This is a genomic window from Streptomyces sp. NPDC050610, assembly GCF_040654875.1.
In the GTDB taxonomy this organism is placed as follows: domain Bacteria; phylum Actinomycetota; class Actinomycetes; order Streptomycetales; family Streptomycetaceae; genus Streptomyces.
Map to the genome: position 1 here is coordinate 60,198 of NZ_JBFAIV010000019.1, position 18,839 is coordinate 79,036.

17 protein-coding genes are annotated in these 18,839 nt (G+C 73.2%); 8 read left to right on the plus strand and 9 right to left on the minus strand.

What is annotated here, in order from left to right; all coding sequences use genetic code 11:
- The first annotated feature begins 71 nt into the window (after positions 1 to 71).
- The 3 genes from AB0I22_RS23415 to AB0I22_RS23425 all read left to right on the plus strand — a co-directional run bounded on the left by AB0I22_RS23415 (position 72) and on the right by AB0I22_RS23425 (position 3,800).
- Positions 72 to 1,151 (plus strand): amidohydrolase family protein, encoded by a 1,080-nt coding sequence (locus AB0I22_RS23415; protein ID WP_363132812.1) that lies wholly within the window; start codon positions 72 to 74, stop codon positions 1,149 to 1,151.
- 692 nt (positions 1,152 to 1,843) lie between these two features.
- Complete coding sequence (locus AB0I22_RS23420; protein ID WP_363132813.1) at positions 1,844 to 2,899, plus strand: ATP-binding cassette domain-containing protein; 1,056 nt, start codon at positions 1,844 to 1,846, stop codon at positions 2,897 to 2,899.
- A 70-nt stretch (positions 2,900 to 2,969) separates the two neighbouring features.
- On the plus strand, positions 2,970 to 3,800 hold the full coding sequence (locus AB0I22_RS23425; RefSeq protein ID WP_363132814.1) for an ABC transporter permease: 831 nt from the start codon (positions 2,970 to 2,972) through the stop codon (positions 3,798 to 3,800).
- A 15-nt stretch (positions 3,801 to 3,815) separates the two neighbouring features.
- Here AB0I22_RS23425 and AB0I22_RS23430 read toward each other — a convergent pair whose 3' ends face one another.
- Both AB0I22_RS23430 and AB0I22_RS23435 read right to left on the minus strand, forming a co-directional pair.
- The gene (locus tag AB0I22_RS23430; RefSeq protein ID WP_363132815.1) at positions 3,816 to 7,133 is read right to left on the minus strand and encodes a BTAD domain-containing putative transcriptional regulator; all 3,318 of its coding nucleotides are present in this window, start codon (positions 7,131 to 7,133) and stop codon (positions 3,816 to 3,818) included.
- 595 nt (positions 7,134 to 7,728) lie between these two features.
- Complete coding sequence (locus AB0I22_RS23435; RefSeq protein WP_363132816.1) at positions 7,729 to 8,262, minus strand: DUF6578 domain-containing protein; 534 nt, start codon at positions 8,260 to 8,262, stop codon at positions 7,729 to 7,731.
- A 132-nt stretch (positions 8,263 to 8,394) separates the two neighbouring features.
- On the opposite strand from AB0I22_RS23435, the gene AB0I22_RS23440 reads away from it, so the two are divergent.
- Positions 8,395 to 9,213, plus strand: coding sequence for a site-2 protease family protein (locus AB0I22_RS23440; protein ID WP_363132817.1), 819 nt, complete (start codon positions 8,395 to 8,397; stop codon positions 9,211 to 9,213).
- Between the two features lie 40 nt (positions 9,214 to 9,253).
- Here AB0I22_RS23440 and AB0I22_RS23445 read toward each other — a convergent pair whose 3' ends face one another.
- The gene (locus AB0I22_RS23445) at positions 9,254 to 9,505 is read right to left on the minus strand and encodes a hypothetical protein (protein WP_363132818.1); all 252 of its coding nucleotides are present in this window, start codon (positions 9,503 to 9,505) and stop codon (positions 9,254 to 9,256) included.
- A 135-nt stretch (positions 9,506 to 9,640) separates the two neighbouring features.
- Between AB0I22_RS23445 and AB0I22_RS23450 the strand changes: the two genes are divergently transcribed.
- Positions 9,641 to 10,060: a nuclear transport factor 2 family protein gene (locus AB0I22_RS23450; RefSeq protein WP_363132819.1), complete on the plus strand. Its 420-nt coding sequence runs from the start codon at positions 9,641 to 9,643 to the stop codon at positions 10,058 to 10,060.
- Positions 10,061 to 10,156: 96 nt separating this feature from the next.
- Here AB0I22_RS23450 and npdG read toward each other — a convergent pair whose 3' ends face one another.
- The 5 genes from npdG to AB0I22_RS23475 are packed head-to-tail and all read right to left on the minus strand — an operon-like array spanning position 10,157 to position 15,035.
- Positions 10,157 to 10,861 carry an NADPH-dependent F420 reductase gene (gene npdG / locus AB0I22_RS23455; protein WP_363132820.1) on the minus strand — a complete coding sequence of 235 codons (705 nt, stop codon included), beginning with the start codon at positions 10,859 to 10,861 and terminating at the stop codon, positions 10,157 to 10,159.
- A 13-nt stretch (positions 10,862 to 10,874) separates the two neighbouring features.
- A complete protein-coding gene (locus AB0I22_RS23460) occupies positions 10,875 to 11,720 on the minus strand; it encodes a carbohydrate ABC transporter permease (RefSeq protein ID WP_363132821.1) in 846 nt (281 codons plus the stop codon).
- Positions 11,717 to 12,628, minus strand: a complete 912-nt coding sequence (locus AB0I22_RS23465; RefSeq protein WP_363132822.1) for a sugar ABC transporter permease — start codon at positions 12,626 to 12,628, stop codon at positions 11,717 to 11,719. Before AB0I22_RS23465 ends, AB0I22_RS23460 begins: the two co-directional genes overlap by 4 nt.
- A complete protein-coding gene (locus AB0I22_RS23470; RefSeq protein ID WP_363132823.1) occupies positions 12,625 to 13,950 on the minus strand; it encodes an extracellular solute-binding protein in 1,326 nt (441 codons plus the stop codon). Before AB0I22_RS23470 ends, AB0I22_RS23465 begins: the two co-directional genes overlap by 4 nt.
- Entirely contained in the window at positions 13,947 to 15,035 is a 1,089-nt protein-coding gene (locus AB0I22_RS23475; RefSeq protein WP_363132824.1) for a sialidase family protein, read from the minus strand. Before AB0I22_RS23475 ends, AB0I22_RS23470 begins: the two co-directional genes overlap by 4 nt.
- A gap of 274 nt (positions 15,036 to 15,309) precedes the next feature.
- Between AB0I22_RS23475 and AB0I22_RS23480 the strand changes: the two genes are divergently transcribed.
- Together AB0I22_RS23480 and AB0I22_RS23485 are read left to right on the plus strand one after the other, a co-directional pair.
- The gene (locus tag AB0I22_RS23480; RefSeq protein ID WP_363132825.1) at positions 15,310 to 15,921 is read left to right on the plus strand and encodes a hypothetical protein; all 612 of its coding nucleotides are present in this window, start codon (positions 15,310 to 15,312) and stop codon (positions 15,919 to 15,921) included.
- Positions 15,922 to 16,285: 364 nt separating this feature from the next.
- On the plus strand, positions 16,286 to 17,473 hold the full coding sequence (locus AB0I22_RS23485; protein ID WP_363132826.1) for an MBL fold metallo-hydrolase: 1,188 nt from the start codon (positions 16,286 to 16,288) through the stop codon (positions 17,471 to 17,473).
- A 73-nt stretch (positions 17,474 to 17,546) separates the two neighbouring features.
- On the opposite strand, the gene AB0I22_RS23490 is transcribed toward AB0I22_RS23485, so the two are convergent.
- Positions 17,547 to 17,795 (minus strand): hypothetical protein, encoded by a 249-nt coding sequence (locus tag AB0I22_RS23490; protein ID WP_363132827.1) that lies wholly within the window; start codon positions 17,793 to 17,795, stop codon positions 17,547 to 17,549.
- 79 nt (positions 17,796 to 17,874) lie between these two features.
- Between AB0I22_RS23490 and map the strand changes: the two genes are divergently transcribed.
- Positions 17,875 to 18,732, plus strand: a complete 858-nt coding sequence (gene map / locus AB0I22_RS23495) for a type I methionyl aminopeptidase (protein WP_363132828.1) — start codon at positions 17,875 to 17,877, stop codon at positions 18,730 to 18,732.
- The last annotated feature ends 107 nt before the right edge of the window (positions 18,733 to 18,839 follow it).

The following is an 18,839-nucleotide window of genomic DNA, read 5'->3' on the forward strand; positions in this document are numbered from 1 at the left end:
CCGCTGTCCGTACCGGCGCTGACCAGCGCGTATCACCTGGCCGCCGGCCGCCGGCCCGTATCAGTACGGCCATGCCGTACCCCGCCGCCTCCACGGTCGGCGGGGTACGGCATGCTCCGCGCATGGCCCTCCACCTGCACGGCACCCTCCTGCCCGACGGCACCACGAGAGACCTGTGGCTCGTCGGCGACCGCGTGACCTTCCGCCCTCCGGCCGAGACGGCGGAGACCGTCGCGGACGGCGGCTTCCTGCTGCCCGGCCTGGTCGACCTGCACACCCATCCCGGCCTGCGCGCGGACGGCGGCTTCGACGTCGACGCCCTGGCCGCGCACCGCGACGCGGGGGTGGCCGTGCTGCGCTGCCCGGGCCTGGACGGCCCGGTCCCACCCGAGCTGCGCGCGTCGCCCGAACTGCCCCGGCTCGTCACGGCCGGGGCGTGGCTGGCGTGGTCCGGGCTCTCCGCGCACGCGGACTTCCACACGGTCGTGGACGACCTCGTCGGCGCGGCCGTGCGCGAGGCCGGCGCGGGCGACGGCTGGTGCAAGGTCATGGCCGACTGGGACTTCGAGGCCGCGCCCGTACCGCTGGAACTGCTGCGCGCCACGACCGAGGCCGTGCACGCGGCGGGCGGCCGGATCGCCGCGCACTGCCAGTCCGCCCAGGGCTCCCTGAACGCGGCCCGCGCGGGCGTCGACTCCATCGAGCACGGCATGGCCATGCCCGCCGAGGCGATCCCCCTGATGGCCGCGCACGGCACGGCGTACGTCCCGACGCTCACCACCTTCGGCAAGAGCGCCCCCTGGCGCGCACAGCGCGGCCTGGACCGGGACGTGCTCTGGCAGGAAGGCCACCGCACGATGATCACGCGCGCCCGCGAGGCGCACGAGGCGGGCGTCACCGTCCTGGCGGGCACCGACTCGCTGCCGCACGGCGACGTCGTCCGCGAGGTCGAGTGGCTGATCGAGGCGGGCCTGCCCGCCGACGCCGCGATCGGCGCGGCGAGCTGGCGAGCCCGCCAATGGCTCGGCCTCCCGGGCCTGGAGGAGGGCGGCCTCGCGGACGTCACCGTGTACGACGCCGACCCCCGCCACGATGCCGCCGCGCTGCGCCGCCCGAACCGCATCATCCTGCGCGGGCGGGTCGTACGCTGACACGCGCCCTTGCCGGGCGGGTGACACGCGCCCGCAGGAACGACCACCCCGGCAGCCGGGGCGTACACCACCCGGCACGAACCCCGCCCAGGCAGGCATCACGCGCCCGTCCGCACCGAGCCCGGACGTACGACACCGACCCCCGCCCCGCTCCCGACGCGCTGCGCCGCATCGTGCGCTGACGCGCGCCGACCCCGCCGGGCAGGCACCACATGCCCTGGCTGCAGCTCGTGCACTGTCCCGCCCGGACGAGGCCCTGCGGGGCGAGGCGGACGCCCTCGACACCTGAGCGTCCCTACGCCCGGCCCCGGCCCGGCCTTGTCCCGACCGCGCGTGCCCAGAACCGGAACGCGGCACCCCGGCTGTACCCACTGGGCCTGGGCATCCCTACGTTCGCCCCGCCTCGGCCCACGGCCGGCAGCAGTCGCGCACGGCTCCCCGCCCGCAGGCGGCCAGGGAGCGGAAGCCCCCCGTCACCCGCTCGGCGCCAAAACGTCCGGGCTGCCGCAGCGCCCGTACGCGTACCCTGTCGGCGCGGCCGACAGCGGCGCCGGGCACCGGCCCGAGCGGCATGCCGCGCCCGTCGCCCGTACCGGCGCCGACCTGCGCGTACAGCCGTCCTGTCGGCGGCGCCGCGCGGATGTCGGTGCGCTGTCGGTGGGCTGTCGACGGGCCCTGGGACCGTCATCGGCATGACGCGATACAACGACCTCAAGACAGGCGGCGGCAACGCCGTGGAGGTCCGGGGGCTGGTCAAGCATTACGGCGCGACCAAGGCCCTGGACGGAGTGGACCTGGACGTACGCGAGGGGACGATCCTCGGTGTGCTGGGGCCGAACGGGGCGGGCAAGACCACGCTCGTACGGGTTCTGGCGACGCTGCTGCGGCCCGACGCGGGGACGGCGCGGGTGGCCGGGTACGACGTGCTGACGCAGTCCCGGCAGTTGCGCCGGGTGATCGGGCTGACGGGGCAGTACGCCTCGGTGGACGAGAAGCTGTCCGGTTACGAGAACCTCTACATGATCGGGCGGCTGCTCGACCTGTCCCGCACCGAGGCCCGGCGCCGGGCGGGCGATCTGCTGGAGCGGTTCTCGCTGACGGACGCCGCCAAGAAGCCCGCGATGCAGTACTCCGGCGGCATGCGGCGCCGCCTCGACCTGGCCGCGTCGCTGACCGGGCAGCCGTCCGTGCTCTATCTGGACGAGCCGACCACCGGCCTCGACCCGCGCACCCGCAACGAGGTGTGGGAGGAGGTGCGGCGGATGGTCGGCGAGGGCAGCACCGTGCTCCTCACCACGCAGTACATGGAGGAGGCCGAGGCGCTCGCGAACGAGCTGACCGTCTTCGACCGCGGCCGGGTCGTCGCCGGCGGCGAGGTGCACGAGCTGAAGGCCAAGGTCGGCGGCCGCACCCTGCGGATCCGGCCGACGGACCGCGGCGAACTGCCCCGGATGGTCGGCGCGCTGGCGCAGGCCGGGCTGGACGGGGTCGGCGGGGCGACCATCGACGAGGCCGAGGGCGTGGTCAACGTCGCGATCATCAGCGACGAGCAGCTGACGGCCGTCGTCGGCCTGCTGGGCGAGCGCGGCTTCGCCATCGCCGGCATAGACACCCATCTGCCCAGCCTGGACGAGGTGTTCCTGGCCATCACCGGCCAGAAGACGTCCCTGTCCGACACGGACGCGGACACGGACGCCGGCGCGGACGCCGGCGAGCGTGCGCGGGAGCGCGCCGGGGCCGCCGTATGAGCACCCGCCACAGCACGAATTCCCGGCGCACGCCGCACCACCGCAGCACCGACCGAAGCGAGGTACGCGCATGAGCGCCGCCACCCTGACCGCGCCCGCGCGGCCCGCGAACGACGCCGAGGGCCGCATCGGCCTGCGCGCCAACCTGCGGCACATCGGGGCGCTGGCCCGCCGCAACATGCTCCAGATCAAGCAGGACCCGGAGTCGATGTTCGACGTCCTGCTGATGCCGATCGTCTTCACCCTGCTGTTCACCTACGTCTTCGGCGGCGCGATCTCCGGCAAGGGAAACCAGCAGGAGTACGTCAGCTACCTGATCCCCGGCCTCATGGCGATGAACGGCATGAACATCGCCATGGCGGTGGGCACCGGCGTCAACGAGGACTTCCGCAAGGGGGTGATGGACCGGTTCCGCACCATGCCGATAGCCCGGTCCTCCGTCCTCATCGCGAAGATGGTCGTGGAGATCGGGCGGATGATGGTCGCCACGGCCATCCTGCTGGTCATGGGGTTCATCCTGGGCATGTCGGTCGACGGGTCCGTGTTCCACGTGCTCGGCGCGGTGGTGCTGTCCCTCGTCTTCGGCGCCTCGCTGATGTGGATCTTCATCCTGCTGGGCCTGGCGATGAAGACGCCGCAGGCCGTCCAGGGCCTCGCGATGATCGTGATCATGCCGCTCCAGTTCGGCAGCTCGATCTTCACGCCGACCTCGTCGATGCCGGGCTGGCTGGAGGGGTTCACCAAGGTCAACCCGCTGTCCAACCTCGCGGACGCCTCGCGCCACCTGTTCAGCGGGCACGGGGCGGTCGCCCAGCCGGTCCTGATCACCCTCGCCTGGGCGGTCGCGATCACGCTCGTGACCGCGCCGCTGGCCGTACGCAAGTTCCGCAGCAAGACCTGAGGCCGGCTGCGAACCTCACACCAGGGCGGCGGCCTCCTCCTCGGAGAGGGCGCCGCCCTCGGCGTACGCGCGCTCGTACGCCTCGTCGCTCAGCGCGGCACGGGCCGCCGCCTCGGCGGCCGCCCGTGCCTCCCGCTCCTCCGAACGGGCGTGGCCGGACGGGCGCAGCGCGTCGTACGCCCCCAGCAACCGGGCCCCGCGCAGCGCCTCCGCCGCCCGCTCGCGGCCCAGCAGGGCGTGCGCGTGGGCGCCGGTCAGGATGTGCGTGGATGGCAGGTGCGGCGCGATGAGCTGCCCCAGCGGGGTCTGCGCCTTGGACAGCGCCTCGCGCAGCTTCGCCAGCGCGGCCTCCGGCCGGCCCTCCAGGACCTCCAGCCAGCCGTACAGCCCCACGACCATGCCCTGGAACAGGTCGATCGAGTGGTCCTCGAAATCCCGGTACAGCTCGTCGAACTCGGCCCGCGCCTCGCCCGTACGCCCCGAGCGGGCAATCCGCACCGCGAGCTGGAGCCGCGCGAAGGCGCCCGCGTCGCGGTCCACCCGCTGTCCGTCCGCGAGCGTCTCGCGGAGCCGCCGCTCCCCCTCCTCCTCGCTGATGGCCCCGGACTCCACGAGCACCTCGGCGAGCCGGGCCCGGAGCAGCGGCACCTGGCCGTACGCGCCCAGCTCCTCGTACCGCTCGACGGCCGCGTGGTAGTCCTCGGCGGCGCGCTCGAACTCGCCGCGCTGCTCGCGCGCCTCGGCCCGGCCGGACAGCGCCTCCGACACCCCCCAGTCGTCGCCGAGCCGCAGGAAGATCTCCAGGCTCTCGTCGGCGTCCCGGGCGGCCTGCTCGACCCCGCCGCCCTGGTCGTTGAGGAATTTCGAGCGCATCTGCAGGGCGTGGGCCAGCTCCCATTCGTAGCCGAACTCGCGGCAGCTCTCCACGCAGGCGTGAATGACGTCCTTCAGCCGCGGCATGTCGCCGTCGCAGGTGAGCAGCACCGCGAAGATCCAGGAGAAGCCCGGCACCCGGCAGGTCTGCGGCAGGCCGGGGCGGTAGGCGGCGATGATCCCGCGCAGTTGCGTCTGCGCCTCCGGCGACGTGGCCGAGTTGATATTGCTCTCCATGCTGGAGAGCGCGACCAGCCGGACCTCGCGCCGGGCCTCCAGCAGTTGCTCCTCGTCCATGGGCGGCGGCGCGTCGATGCAGCGCGCGGAGAGCGGCGGGGCCGGCGTGACGGGCGCCGCGAAGGGGTCCGGGCCCAGCTCCGCGGCGGCCTGCGCCCAGGTGTAGGCGTCCGCCCGGTGGTCGCGGAGCTGCCAGAACCAGCTCAGGGAGAGCACCAGGCAGAGCGCCTCCTGCTCGTCGCCCGCGGCCGTCGCCCGGCGCAGCGCGGTCCGCAGGTTGTCGTGCTCCAGCTCCAGCCGCTCCAGCCAGCCGCGCTGGGCGGGGCCGCGCAGCAACGGGTCGGAGGTGCGGGCCAGTTCGCGGTACGCGACCAGGTGGCGGCGTTCGACGGCGGCGCGCTCCGCCGCCTCGTCGAGCCGTTCCGCGGCGTACTCGCCGACGGTCTCCAGCAGCCGGTAGCGCATCGCGCCGCCGGCGTCGGCCGAGGGGGCGGCGGCGACCAGGGATTTGTCGACGAGGGAGCCGAGGAGGGCCGTGACGTCGCGCGTGGCGACTCCCGTACCGTCCGCGTCGTCGGCGCACACGGCCTCGGCCTCCTCCAGACCGCAGCCGCCCGCGAAGACCGACAGCCTGCGCAGCACGGCGCGCTCGGGCCCGTCCAGGAGGTCCCAGGACCAGTCGACGACGGCGCGCAGCGTCTGCTGGCGCGGCAGTACGGTCCGGCTGCCGTTCGTCAGGAGCCGGAACCGGTCGTCGAGGCGGTCCGCGAGCCCGCGCGGGGTCAGCATCCGCAGCCGGGCGGCGGCCAGTTCGATGGCGAGCGGCAGGCCGTCGAGGCGGCGGCAGATCTCGGCGCACGCCTCGGGGTCGTCGCCGGTGGAGAAGCCGGGGCGGGCCGCCGCGCCCCGGTCGCCGAGCAGCCGCAGCGCGACGGGGTCGGGCAGCGGCTCCACGGGCCGTACCAACTCGCCCGGCACGGCGAGCGGTTCGCGGCTGGTGGCGAGGATGGAGACGTCCGGGCAGCAGGCGAGGAGGGTCTCCGCGACACCGGCGGCGGCGTCGATGACGTGCTCGCAGTTGTCGAGCAGGAGCAGCATCCGGCGCGGCGCGCAGTGCTCGGCGAGCCGGGCCAGGGGGTCGAGCGCGCTGGGATCGGAGGCGGCCCGCAGCCCCTCGGCGGCGGTGGTGCGCACCATGGTCTCGCGCCCGCCGAGCGCGGTGAGCACGGCCTCGGGGACGGTGGCGGCGTCATCGAGGGGGGCGAGTTCGGCGAGCCATACGCCGTCGGGCCAGGCCGCCTTGAGGGAGTCGGCGGCCTCCTGGGAGAGCCGGGTCTTGCCCGCGCCGCCGGGTCCGAGCAGCGTGACGAGGCGGTGCGCGCCCAAGTCCGTACGGATCGTGTCGAGGTCGGTTTCGCGGCCGACGAAGGACGTGCGGCGGGCGCGCAGATTGCCGGCCGTCGGGGCCACCGGGCGGCGGGGCGGCGGCTCGGGGGCACCGGCCGGCTCCAGCAGTTCGGCGTGTACGGCCCGGAGTTCGGCTCCGGGGTCGGCGCCGAGGCGGTCGGCGAGCCCGGCGCGCAACTCCTCGAAGGCGGTGAGCGCCTCGGCGGTGCGGCCGGCGGCGTGCAGGGACCGCAGCCGCAGCGCGTGCAGCGGCTCGTCGAGGGGGCGCTCGGCGCACAACTCCACGAGCTCGGGCAGGGCCGCCTCCGCCCGGCCGAGGGCGAGGTCGGCGGCGAGCCGGGCGCGGCGGGCGTCGAGGCGCTGCGCGTCGCAACGGGCGGCGGCGGCTCCCGGGTCGGGCAGGTCGGCGAGGGCGGGGCCGCGCCAGAGGCGGAGCGCGTCGTCGAGGAGGGCCGCGGCCTTGTGGGGGTCGCCGTCGGCGAGCGCGCGGGCCCCTTCGTCCGCGAGCCGCTCGAAGCGGTGCAGGTCGACGTCGTCGGCGTCGGCGCGGAGCCGGTACCCGCCGCCCTCGGGGGACTCGACGGCGTCGTGGCCGAGGGCGCGGCGCAACCGTCCGACGAGCGCTTGCAGCGCGCCGTGCGCGTCGGCGGGCGGTTCGGCCTCCCAGATCTCGTCGATGAGCGCTTCGGCGGCACGGGTCCGGCCGGGGCGCAGGGCGAGCGCGGCGAGCAGCGAGCGCAGCCGCGCGCCGCCGAGGGCGACGGTCGTGCCGTCGTCGCGGTGGGCCTGGGTGGTGCCGAGGATGCCGTAGCGCACCGGCCCATTGTCCTTTACGGCCCGCACCTCACCAATCGGCGGCCTCCCCGCGCCCACCGCGGGTCATCGGTCGAGGGCCGCCACGCTCCCGCCACGCGTCAGCGGTCGGCGGCCTCGACGCATCCGCCACAGCTCACCGGCCGAGGGCCTTCACGCTCCCGCCACGACGCACCGGCCGAGGGCCTCGATGCGCCCACCACAGCTCACCGGTCGGCGGCCTCGACGCACCCGACGCAGCTCACTGATCGACGGCCTCGACGCACCCACCACAGCTCACCGATCGACGGCCTCCACGCACCCACCACAGCTCACCGATCGACGGCCTCCACGCACCCACCACAGCTCACCGGCCGGCGGCCGCGACGCACCCGCCACGACGCACCGGCCGACGGCCTCGACGCACCCGCCACGGGCCACCGGTCGGCGGCCACGACGCACCGCTAAGCGGCCTCCCCACACCCGCCACGGGCCACCGACCGACGCCCCCCACGCACCCACCACGACGCACCGGTCGACGGACTCGACGCATCCGCCACAGCTCCCGGGCCACCGGCCAGCGGCCAGCGGCCAGCGGTGAGTGGTCACCCGTCAGCCGTCACCCCTCGCCCGTCTCCAGATCGACCAGAACGCCGGTCTCGTCCCGCCGGTATCCCACGCCGCGGCGCAGCCGCTCCGGCCCGTCGACCTCGTGCCGGAACCGCTTCGGGCACGTGTCGACCTCCCGGAGCCACCGCTCCCCGGCCACCGGCCCGTACGCGCGGCCCCCCGTACGGAACTCGGCGAGGCCCTCGGTGACGACCCGGATGCGGCGGACCACACCGACGGTGGGCGCCACTTCCCCGGGGAGCGGCCCGTGGCCCTCGACGGAGAGCCGACCGGTGACGCGGGCGCGCTTCGGGACGGGCCTCGGCGGTCGGCTCCACAGGGCGGTGAGCGCCCCGGCCCGGACGACCGCCGTGCCGCCGCCGCGGGGCTCGGCCGGGCCCTCGACCTCGCAGCGGCAGTCCTGCCACGTCTCGTCGGCGTCCTCCGTCAGCAGCAGGGTCCACCGCACCTCGGCCCCGACCGGGAAGGGCGTGCCGCAGCACTCCATCTCCCAGTCCGCGTAGAACACCTTCCAGAGCGCCATGGCCCCAGTCTCGCCGGGCTCCGGCGGAACCCGGCGGGGTCTGCGGGCCGTTTCCCGTATGGCACCCGATACGGTCGTACGCCGATACCTCCCAGGCCCACGGCGGGCCCAGCAACCCCAGGAGCACCACCTATGTCAAGCACAGCGGCCCGCGGCGACCGGCGGGTGAGTCCCGTCTTTCTCGCGCTCGTCGCGATCATGGCGGTCTCCGCGTGGGCGGTATGGACGGGCTTCTCGAAACTGCCCGGCCTCGCGGTGTTCCTGTTCGTCGTGTCGGGCTGGATCGTCTCGCTCTGTCTGCACGAGTACGCGCACGCGCGGACCGCCCTGCACGGCGGGGACCTCTCGGTCGGCGCGAAGGGCTATCTGACCCTGGACCCGCTGAAGTACACGCACGCGATGCTCTCCATCGTGCTGCCGGTGATCTTCGTGATCCTCGGCGGCATCGGCCTGCCCGGCGGCGCGGTCTTCATCGAGCGGCACCGCATCCGGGGCCGCTGGCGGCACAGTCTGATCTCGGCGGCGGGGCCGCTGACGAACGTGCTGTTCGCCGTGGTGTGCACGGCGCCGTTCTGGCTGCACGCGCTGGACGGCGTGCCGGACCACTTCCGGTACGCGCTCGGGTTCCTGGCGCTGCTCCAGGTGACGGCGGCGATCCTGAACTTCCTGCCGGTGCCGGGGCTCGACGGCTACGGCGTGATCGAGCCGTGGCTGTCGTACAAGGTGCGGCGCCAGGTGGAGCCGATCGCGCCGTTCGGGCTGCTCGCCGTCTTCATCGTCCTGTGGATCCCCGAGGTCAACCACGTGTTCTTCGAGGCGATCGACGCGCTCCTGCGGTCGCTGGGCGTGACCGAGTGGGACACCTACTGGGGCCAGGAACTGTTCCGGTTCTGGCAGGGCACGCCGGACATCCCGCCGCTGTCCGAGGCGGCGTTCACCACCTTCAGCTGACGCCCGGGCAGACGGGCGACGGGCAGACGGGCGGCGGGCGTCAGCCGGCCGCGGCCTGCCGCCGTTCCTCCGCGGCCCGGTCGTTCTTCTGCTTGCGCACGTAGTACCAGGCCATGTTGGAGGAGACGCCCGCCAGCAGGATCCAGACGACGCCGACCCAGCTCCCGCTCGCGAAGGAGACGACGGCCGCGGCGACCGCGAGGACGCACACGGCGATGGCGTAGAGGGCGAGGCGGGGCATGGCGGTCGGCTCCTGTCCGGGGTGCGATGTTTCCCTGCCAGTGTCCCCCATGCCCGGTACGCGCCCGCCGGGGCACCCGCGACTCGCTCGCGACCGGCCCACCCTTGCGAGAGAACGCCCATTCTCCTACGCTGGGCCACACCGAGAGAACGAACGTTCTCCCGGCCCCAGCGAAGGGAGTCGACCATGAGCGAGACCAGGCCGCCGCTGCCGCCGTTCACCGCGGAGAGCGCCGAGCGGAAGGTGCGGGCCGCCGAGGACGCCTGGAACAGCCGGGACCCCGAGCGGGTCGCCCTCGCCTACACCGAGGACTCCGAGTGGCGCAACCGCGACGTGTTCCTGACCGGGCGCGCGGAGATCGTCGGCTTCCTGCGCGCCAAGTGGGAGCGCGAGCTGGACTACCGCCTCCGCAAGGAGCTGTGGGCCTACACCGACGACCGCATCGCCGTCCGCTTCGAGTACGAGTGGCACGACGGCCAGGGCCAGTGGTACCGCAGCTACGGCAACGAGAACTGGGAGTTCGACGAGCGGGGCCTGATGCGCCGCCGCTACGCCTCGATCAACGACCTCCCCATCGCCGAGGACGAGCGCCGCGTCGCGCTCTGAGCACTGAGGCACGAGGGACCGCGTCGCGCTCTGGGGCACGAGGGACCGCGTGCGGCGCGCGTACGGTCCGCACCCGCGCCGCACGTCCCGTACGGGCTATACGTCCGTCACGCGCAGCCCGGCGTGCGCCTTGTAGCGGCGGTTCACGGAGATCAGGTTGGCGACGAGCGACTCGACCTGGTGGGCGTTGCGCAGCCGGCCCGCGAACACGCCGCGCATGCCGGGGATGCGGGCGGCCAGCGCCTGCACGAGGTCCGTGTCGGCCCGTACCTCGCCCAGCACCATCACATCGGTGTCGATCTCCGCGATCTCCGGGTCCGAGAGCAGGACCGCCGAGAGGTGGTGGAAGGCGGCGGTGACCCGGGAGTCGGGGAGCAGGGCGGCGGCCTGCTCGGCGGCGCTGCCCTCCTCGGGGGTCAGGGCGTAGGCGCCCTTCTTGTCGAAGCCCAGCGGGTTGACGCAGTCGATGACGAGCTTGCCCGCCAGTTCCTCGCGCAGCGACTCAAGGGTCTTGGCGTGGCCGTCCCACGGCACCGCCACGATCACGATGTCGCTGCGCCGCGCGCACTCGGAGTTGTCCGCGCCCTCGACGCCCAGCCCCAACTCGGCGGCGGCCGTCCGGGCCCGCTCGGCCGCGCGCGAACCGATGATCACCCGCTGTCCGGACTTGGCGAGCCGGTAGGCGAGGCCGCGCCCCTGGTCGCCGGTGCCGCCGAGCACGCCGACGACGAGGCCGGAGACGTCGGGCAGGTCCCACGGGTCCTTGGCGGGCGCCTTCTTCGTGTCATCAGGAGTAGTCATGACAGCGATACTGTCACGCCTTCACACTGCCCTCGGTGAGCCCCGTTCGCCAGTACCGCTGGCCCACGCCCATCAGCACCATCAGCGGCAGTACGGACAGGAACGCGCCGCCCACCGTGTACTGGTAGAGCTCCGGCTGCCGGTCCGCGTACCCCTGCCAGGAGGTCAGGCCGAGCTGGATCGGGTAGAGGTCCGCGTCGGCGAGCATGACCAGCGGCAGGAAGAAGTTGTTCCAGATGTGCACGAACTGGAAGAGGAAGACGGTGATCAGCGCCGGGGTCATCAGCCGCAGCCCGAGGACCGTGAAGATCCGTGCCTCGCCCGCGCCGTCGATCCGGGCCGCCTCCAGGAGCGAGTCGGGCACCGCGGCGGCGGCGTAGATCCGGCAGAGGTAGACGCCGAAGGGGCTGACCATGGACGGCAGCAGCACCGCCCAGTGGGTGTTGGCCAGGCCCATCTCGCTGAACAGCAGGTACAGCGGCAGGGCGAGCGCGGTGCCCGGGATGAGCACCCCGGCCAGGATCAGGTTGAAGACCGGCTCCCGGCCGGGGAAGACGAACTTGGCGAGCGCGTACCCCGCGGCGGCGGACAGGAGCGTCGCCACGACGGCCCCCACCCCCGCGTACAGCAGGGAGTTGGCGAACCAGGTGACGTACACGCCGCCGTCGTAGGTGAGCACCCGGTGCAGATAGGCGATCGGGTGCGGATCGGAGAACCAGAAGCCGAAGCTGCCGAAGAGGTCGCCGGTGGACTTGGTCGCGGAGACGACCAGCCAGTAGACGGGGACCAGGAAGTAGACGGCGGCCACCGCCAGCAGGGAGGTGGTGGCGATGCGGTGGCGCAGCGGTGGTCCGGTCACTTCCCGTCCCTCCCCCGCCCCACGAGCCGCAGGAAGCCGAAGGACAGCACACACGCCACCAGCGCGAGGAGCACCGCCTCGGCCGCGGCCACGTGCTGGTTGTTGCTGGTGAACGCCTCGTTGTAGGCGTGCAGGTTGGGGGTGTAGCCGGAGTCGATGGTGGCCGCGAGGGGGCGCAGCACCATGGGTTCGGCGAAGAGCTGGAGGGTGCCGATGATGGAGAAGACGGTGGCCAGTACGAGCGCGGGCCTGATCAGCGGCAGCTTGATGTGCCAGGCGATCTGCCCGGCGTGCGCGCCGTCGATGCGCGCCGCCTCGTACAGCTCGCCCGGCACCGCCTTCAGCTGGGCGATGAGCACGAGCATGTTGTAGCCGGTGAACTGCCAGGTGACGATGTTGGCGATCGACCACAGGACGCTGTCGCGGGCGAGGAAGTCGACCTGCCAGCCCGCTGAGTGGGCCACCTCGACCAGCGGGCTGATGCCCGGTACGTACAGGAAGCCCCACAGGATCGAGGCGATGACGCCGGGGACGCCGTACGGCAGGAAGAACGCGGTGCGGAAGAAGCCGACCCAGCGGGCGGAGGCGGCGTCCAGCAGCAGCGCCAGGCCGGCCGCGAGGACGATCATCACGGGGATCTGGACGGCGCCGAAGAGCAGGACGCGCCCGAAGCCCTCCAGGAAGCGGGGGTCGCCGAGGGCGTGCGTGTAGTTGGCGAGCCCGGCCCATACCTCATGGGTGGTGCCGCCGAGGCCGAGCGGCCCGGACCGCTCGGGCTTCAGCAGGCTCTGGTAGAGGGCGTAGCCGATGGGCGCGAGGAAGCAGAGCAGGAAGAGGGCGAGGAAGGGCAGCAGGAAGCCGGCCGCGGCGCGGCGGCTGCGGGCCTCGGTGCGGGTGGCGCGCCTCAACCCGCTTCCGCCTTGAGGCCCTTGTCCCTGAGGTCGCCCACGGTCTGGTCCCGCACCTTCTTGAGGACGGACCGGAAGGAGCCGCCCTCGCCGAGCGCCTCGGTGAAGGCGTCGCCGAGCCGCTGGTAGAGGGTGTCGGTGGCCGGGCCCCACTGCCAGCTGGTGTCGACGCCCTTGGCGGCGCGCTGGAAGACGTCGGTGTAGTGCTGGCCGCCGAAGAAGTCCCGGCGGGCCTCCAGGTCGGCGGTGCTGTAGCCGCTCTTGGCGCTGGGGAAGCCGTAGCCGCCCTTGATGAGGAGCTTTATGGACGCGGGGTCGGAGTTGAGCCAGACGGCGAAGTCCAGCGCGTCCTTGGGGTGGTCGGTGTCGGCGAAGACGGCGGTGGTGGAGCCGCCCCAGTTGGCGTACGCGGCGTCGCCCTTCTTCCACTGCGGCATCGGTGCGACGCGCCACTTCCCGGCGGTGTCCGGCGCGTTGCCGGCCAGCAGCACATCGCCCCAGCTCGCGCCGAGCCAGGAGACGATCTGCCCGGTCTGGATGTCCTTGTACCAGGCGTTCTGCCGGTCGGGGACGGTCCGGATCAGCTTCCGTCCGACGAGGCCGCCCCAGAAGTCGGCGACGCGGCGGGTGGCGTCGTCGTCGATGCTCACCGTCCACTTCTCGCCGTCCACGCGGAACCAGCGGGCCCCGGCCTGCCAGGCGAGCCCGGCGAAGCGGTTGCCGTTGGTCGCGGAGAACGTCTCCAGATACGCGCCCTTCTTGCGGACCGCCTTGGCCGCCGCCTCATACGCGTCCCAGGTGGCGGGCGGTTCGATGCCCCACTTGTCGAGCAGGTCGTGGCGGAGGAAGAGGCCCATGGGCCCGGAGTCCTGCGGGATGGCGTAGACGGACTTCCCGAAGACGGACTGCGCCCACTCCCAGCCGACGAACTTCTCCTTGTGCCGCTGCGCCCCGTACGCGGAGAGGTCCAGGAGGCCGTTGTCGAGGAGGAAGCTGGGCACGGTCGCGTACTCGATCTGGCCGAGGTCGGGCGGGTTGCCGGCCTTGATCGCGGCGTGCATCTTCGCGTACTGCGCGCCGCCGACGGCGGAGACCTTCTCGACGTCGACCCGCACCTCCGGGTGGGTGCGGTTCCACAGGTCGACGGGGCCGTCGATGCCGGGCACCCAGGACCAGAAGGTCAGGGTGATGCGCTCGCCCTTCTTGCGGTCCTGCGGCCGGGCGCGCTTCCCGTCGCCGGAACCGCAGCCGGCGAGCGCGAGGGCGGCGGCCGAGGCCGCCGAGCCCAGTACGGCGCGCCGGCCCATTCCGTCCGGGGTCATGTCAGCTCCTCCACGGGAATCCGCCGGAAGGTGATGGTCGAGTACGCGCTGAAGTCGCCCGTCTCGTAGAGCAGGCCGACGGTGCCGGCGTCGACGCGGACCAGGTCGGAGTAGGCGGCGGGCAGTCCGCTCGCGGTGTGTACGGGGCGCCAGGTCAGGCCCGAGTCGCGGCTGGCCCGTACGGTCATCAGCGCGCGGTACGACGGGTCGGCGGGGCCGGAGAAGAGCAGCACGTCGGGGTGGCCGAGGTGCAGGACGCTCCCCTGGACGATGGGCGTGACGAGTCCGGCCTGGGGCCGGAAGGGCTTGTCGAGGGTGGCGCCGCCGTCGCCGGAGACGGCGTCGGCGCGGTGGCCGGGCGAGGCGGCGTCGTTGCGGGTGTTGAAGTAGACGCGCCCGTCGGGGAGTTCGGCGGCGGTCGTCTCGTTCACGTTGACGTAGCCGTCGGGGTTCTCGTCGATGTAGCCGATGCGCCAGGTCTCGCCGTCGTCGTCGCTGTGGACGCAGTGCCCGCTGTTGTAGCGGGGCTCGGCTCCGTTGTCGGCTCCGAGCGGCGGGGTGGTGTGGTTGGCGGGGACCAGCACCCGGCCCGCGTGCTCGCCGTGCGTGAGCCGCAGGGCGTGGCCGGGGGTGGTGGCGTACCAGCGCCAGCCGGGCCGCTTCGTCTGCGCCGTGATCTCGCGCGGCGCGGACCAGGTCAGCCCGTCGTCGTCGCTGTGCTGGAGCCAGACGCGCCGCCCGTCGGCCGCCGACACCTGACCGCGCAGGATGCGCTGCTCGGTGGCGTCGGCGGCGTTGTGCACCTGCGGCAGCAGGACGCGGCCGCCGGAGAGCACCACGGGGGCGGGGTTCCCGGCGGTGTCCCTGCCGTTGTCGCTGACGACCGTCAGCGGGCCCCAGGTGCGGCCGCCGTCCGCGGAGCGCCGCAGCACGATGTCGATGTCCCCGGAGTCGGCGGCCGAGGCGCGCCGCCCCTCGGCGAAGGCGAGCACGGTCCCCTCCCCGGAGACCACCACGGCCGGGATCCGGTAGCTCGCGTATCCCTCGTTTCCGGCCCGGAACGGCACGGAGGTCTCGTAAGCCATGCGCAATCCCCCAACAGCCGGACGTAGGACGTCCCTTGTCCTGCGGCGACCATAGGGAGGGCCCGATACCCCGTCAAGGCAACCGGCGCGCCCCGCGGGCCCGTCACCCGGTCGTACCCGCGACGTGCGAACACGGGATGAACGGGGCCGGTCACCGGAGCGACGTCCGCCGGTCCGGGCCGTGCCCGCTCTCCGGGGGCGCTCGGCCACCCGTACGAGTGAGAAAGTTCAACCAAAGGGCGGGGAGCCCGAGTCTGCGGCAGGATGCGGGCCCATGGATGCCGTACGGGTCGCGCTGCTGCGCGAAGTGCTCGCCGGGACCGAGTGGTTGCAGTCCACCCGCCGCTTCGCCGGAGCGCTGCGCTCCTCGGTCGGCGCGCACGGCGGCGGGCTGCTGCTCGTGGGCAGCGACGCGTACGAACCGTGGCACCTCGCGGCGCACCTCGACGACGAGGCCGCCTGGTCGGGGCTGCCGGAGCTGTCCCCCACGCTCGTACGGCACCGGGTGCCGACCGGGGTGCCGTCCCATCTCTCGGTGGGTCTCGGCCGGTTGGCGGCGGCCCGGCGGGGCGAGACCGTACTGGTCGTGACGCCGGAGCGGCCGGGCGCGGCGCTCCTGGAGCGGGTGCACGACGCGCGCCGGAGCGGTACGACGGTGCTCGCGCTGGACGGCGGCGACGACGAACTGGCGGCGCTGGCGCACGACGCGCTGGCCGTCCCGGCCACCGACGACGGCACATCCCTGGACCTCGACACGGTCCAGCACCTGGTGAGCGCGGCGGCCGGGGAGAACAGCCTGCCCGCCCCGCGCGGCCGGCGCCGCTTCCGCGACCGCCTCTCACGCCTCGCCGACCAGCTCACCGCGCCGCCGCCGACACGCTGGTGACGCGGCGCCGGGCGGGGCGCGGCGCCCGGCGGTAGCCCGGGGGCGTGCGTGCCGGGTGTCGGCGTCCGAAATTGGCCGCTGGACGGCCTTCGGAGTCGTTCCGCTTCCCATGAACCGCGCCCGCCTCCGAAGAGCGGACTGCCCGTGCCACATGGACAGCAAATCCGGACCACAGGCGACTTCACGATTCCGATTCCGATTCTGAATCCGAATCAGAATCCTTTCCTTATTTGCCCATTCCTTGCTCGCCGCGATCTTCCCCGGCCGCCTCCGGCGTGATTCCGTCTTCCGCAGGCCGGGGACTGGGGCGGAGATCTCCGAGGTCAGGGGGTTTCCGACAGTTTGCGGACGAAAGGTGCCACCGATGTGTGACTGCGGGTCTCCCGGCGAGGAGAACTCCGGGCAGGTACAGGCGACGGGAGAAGGCCGGCCGGGCCATGCCGAGCGGCGCCGCTGGGGTCGGCGTGAGGTGCTGCGAACCTCGGCCCTCGGCGGCGGGGTACTCGGCGCGGCGCTGGCCTCGCCGCCGGCCCTGGCGTCGCCTGCCGTCGGCGGCGTGAACGACGCCCGCGCCGCGCACAGCGATCCGGCCCGGCGACGCGGCCTGGAGCTGGTCCTGCTGGGCACCGGGGCCGGTCCGCTGATCGATCCGCAACGGGCCGGCACGTCGTCGGCGCTGATCGTGGACGGCCGCGTCTATCTCGTGGACGCGGGGCTCGGCGCCGCCCGGCAGTTCGGTCTGGCCGGGCTGGACCGCTCCGCGCTGCGGCACATGTTCATCACCCACCTCCACTCCGACCACCTGATGTCGTACTACGACTTCTTCCTGACCGCGGCGGACGCGCGTGATCCGGTCACCGTGCACGGCCCCGGGTCGGCGGGCGCGCTTCCGTTCGAGGAGAGGGGCTCCACGCCGGGCACCGTCGATCCGCGGAATCCGACGCCCGGCCTGAAGCAGCACACCGAGGACTGCCACGCCGCTTTCGCCTACAGCACCAACGTCTTCATGCGCGACATAGCCCTCGCGGACCCGCGGGACCTGGCGGACGTGCACGAGATCGGCCTTCCCGACGTCGGCGCGTCCGCGCACGACCCGGCACCGCGCACCCGCCCGTTCCCGGTCATGGAGGACGACCGCGTCAAGGTCACCGCGACCCTCGTCCCGCACGGCCCGCTCTTCCCGTCCCTCGCGTTCCGCTTCGATACCGAACACGGCTCGGTCACCTTCTCCGGCGACACCCGCCCCACCCCCAACCTGGTCGAACTTGCCCGTGATACCGACCTGTTGGTGCATGAGGCGATGGGCGACTCGTCGATGGAGGGGCCGGGCATCCTGGCCCGGCACATGCGGCGCTCGCACACGGCGCTCTCCCAGGTCGGCGGGGTCGCCCAACGGATCGGGGCCCGTCGGCTCGTCCTGTCCCACATCGGGGAGAAGCACGACCGCCCGATCGACGCCGCGCGGTGGACCCGCACCGTCAAACGCACCTACGACGGGCCGGTGACCACCGGCCAGGACCTGATGCGGTTCACCGTCTCGGCGAAGAGCTGACCGACGCGGCACGGGCCCCGCGCGGAGGACCGAGCGGGGCGGGGGCCCGAGCGGCGCGGGGGCCCGGCGCCCCTTACGCTTCCCGGCCGCCCGTCCCCTGGTCGGGGCCACCGGAGACGTCGTCGTTCCAGCGCGGGTCGCTCTGCCATTCGCGGTTGCGGTCGGCGGCCGTCTCCATGGCGTGGGCGGCCTCCTCGCGCGTGGCGTACGGGCCCATGCGGTCGGCCGCGCGGCACTCCGGGCCCTCCTCGACCTTGCCGTGCTGGAGGCAGTAGTACCACTCCCCCGGCTTGCCGGCCGCGCGTCTCTTGAACAGCGCCATCGACCGCTCCTCCCGTAAGGCCCCCGCTGGACACTCTTGCCCCCATGCTGCCCGATGCGCCCTGGATACACTCGCTGGCATGTCTGGCCAGTCAACTCTTGCCCCGGGGACGCTCTCCCCCGCCCGCCCCGTCCCCGCGTCGATCCCGCGCCCCGAGTACGTCGGGAAGAAGGCCCCCACCCCGTACACCGGCCCGGAGGTACAGGACGCCGAAACGATCGAGCGGATGCGGATCGCGGGCCGCATCGCCGCCCGCGCGATGGAGGAGGCCGCGAAGCACATCGCGCCCGGCGTGACCACGGACGAGCTGGACCGGGTCGCCCACGAGTACATGTGCGACCACGGCGCCTACCCGTCCACGCTCGGCTACCGCGGCTACCCGAAGTCGCTGTGCTCCTCGGTGAACGAGGTCATCTGTCACGGCATCCCCGACTCGACGGTGCTGCGCGACGGCGACATCGTCAACCTGGACGTCACCGCCTTCATCGGCGGCGTGCACGGCGACAACAACGCCACGTACCTGTGCGGCGACGTCGACGAGGAGTCGCGGCTGCTGGTGGAGCGCACCCGCGAGTCCCTGAACCGGGCCGTCAAGGCGGTCAAGCCGGGCCGGCAGATCAACATCATCGGCCGGGTCATCGAGTCGTACGCGAAGCGGTTCGGCTACGGCGTGGTCCGCGACTTCACGGGTCACGGCATCAACACGTCCTTCCACTCCGGCCTGATCGTGCCGCACTACGACAGCCCGCACCACACGACCGACATCAAGCCGGGGATGACCTTCACCATCGAGCCGATGCTGACGCTGGGCACGTACGAGTACGACATGTGGGAGGACGGCTGGACGGTCGTCACGAAGGACCGCAAGCGGACGGCCCAGTTCGAGCACACCCTCGTCGTCACCGAGACGGGGGCGGAGATTCTCACCCTTCCGTGACGCTTCCGTGGCGGGCGTCGGGGTACGTTTTTACCGACAGGACGTCGGGAACAGGTTGACTTAGGTAAGCCTAAGTAGAGAGAATCGGTTCCCGTCCGCTCCCCCTC

Excerpts from the sequence above, each read along its gene's own strand:
- AB0I22_RS23415 (WP_363132812.1), top strand. The coding sequence starts at position 72 with ATGCCGTACCCCGCCGCCTCCACGGTCGGCGGGGTACGGCATGCTCCG.
- AB0I22_RS23420 (WP_363132813.1), top strand. The coding sequence starts at position 1,844 with ATGACGCGATACAACGACCTCAAGACAGGCGGCGGCAACGCCGTGGAG.
- AB0I22_RS23425 (WP_363132814.1), top strand. The coding sequence starts at position 2,970 with ATGAGCGCCGCCACCCTGACCGCGCCCGCGCGGCCCGCGAACGACGCC.
- AB0I22_RS23435 (WP_363132816.1), bottom strand. The coding sequence starts at position 8,262 with ATGGCGCTCTGGAAGGTGTTCTACGCGGACTGGGAGATGGAGTGCTGC.
- AB0I22_RS23440 (WP_363132817.1), top strand. The coding sequence starts at position 8,395 with ATGTCAAGCACAGCGGCCCGCGGCGACCGGCGGGTGAGTCCCGTCTTT.
- AB0I22_RS23445 (WP_363132818.1), bottom strand. The coding sequence starts at position 9,505 with ATGGGGGACACTGGCAGGGAAACATCGCACCCCGGACAGGAGCCGACC.
- AB0I22_RS23450 (WP_363132819.1), top strand. The coding sequence starts at position 9,641 with ATGAGCGAGACCAGGCCGCCGCTGCCGCCGTTCACCGCGGAGAGCGCC.
- npdG (WP_363132820.1), bottom strand. The coding sequence starts at position 10,861 with ATGACTACTCCTGATGACACGAAGAAGGCGCCCGCCAAGGACCCGTGG.
- AB0I22_RS23470 (WP_363132823.1), bottom strand. The coding sequence starts at position 13,950 with ATGACCCCGGACGGAATGGGCCGGCGCGCCGTACTGGGCTCGGCGGCC.
- AB0I22_RS23475 (WP_363132824.1), bottom strand. The coding sequence starts at position 15,035 with ATGGCTTACGAGACCTCCGTGCCGTTCCGGGCCGGAAACGAGGGATAC.
- AB0I22_RS23480 (WP_363132825.1), top strand. The coding sequence starts at position 15,310 with ATGGATGCCGTACGGGTCGCGCTGCTGCGCGAAGTGCTCGCCGGGACC.
- AB0I22_RS23485 (WP_363132826.1), top strand. The coding sequence starts at position 16,286 with ATGTGTGACTGCGGGTCTCCCGGCGAGGAGAACTCCGGGCAGGTACAG.
- AB0I22_RS23490 (WP_363132827.1), bottom strand. The coding sequence starts at position 17,795 with ATGGCGCTGTTCAAGAGACGCGCGGCCGGCAAGCCGGGGGAGTGGTAC.
- map (WP_363132828.1), top strand. The coding sequence starts at position 17,875 with ATGTCTGGCCAGTCAACTCTTGCCCCGGGGACGCTCTCCCCCGCCCGC.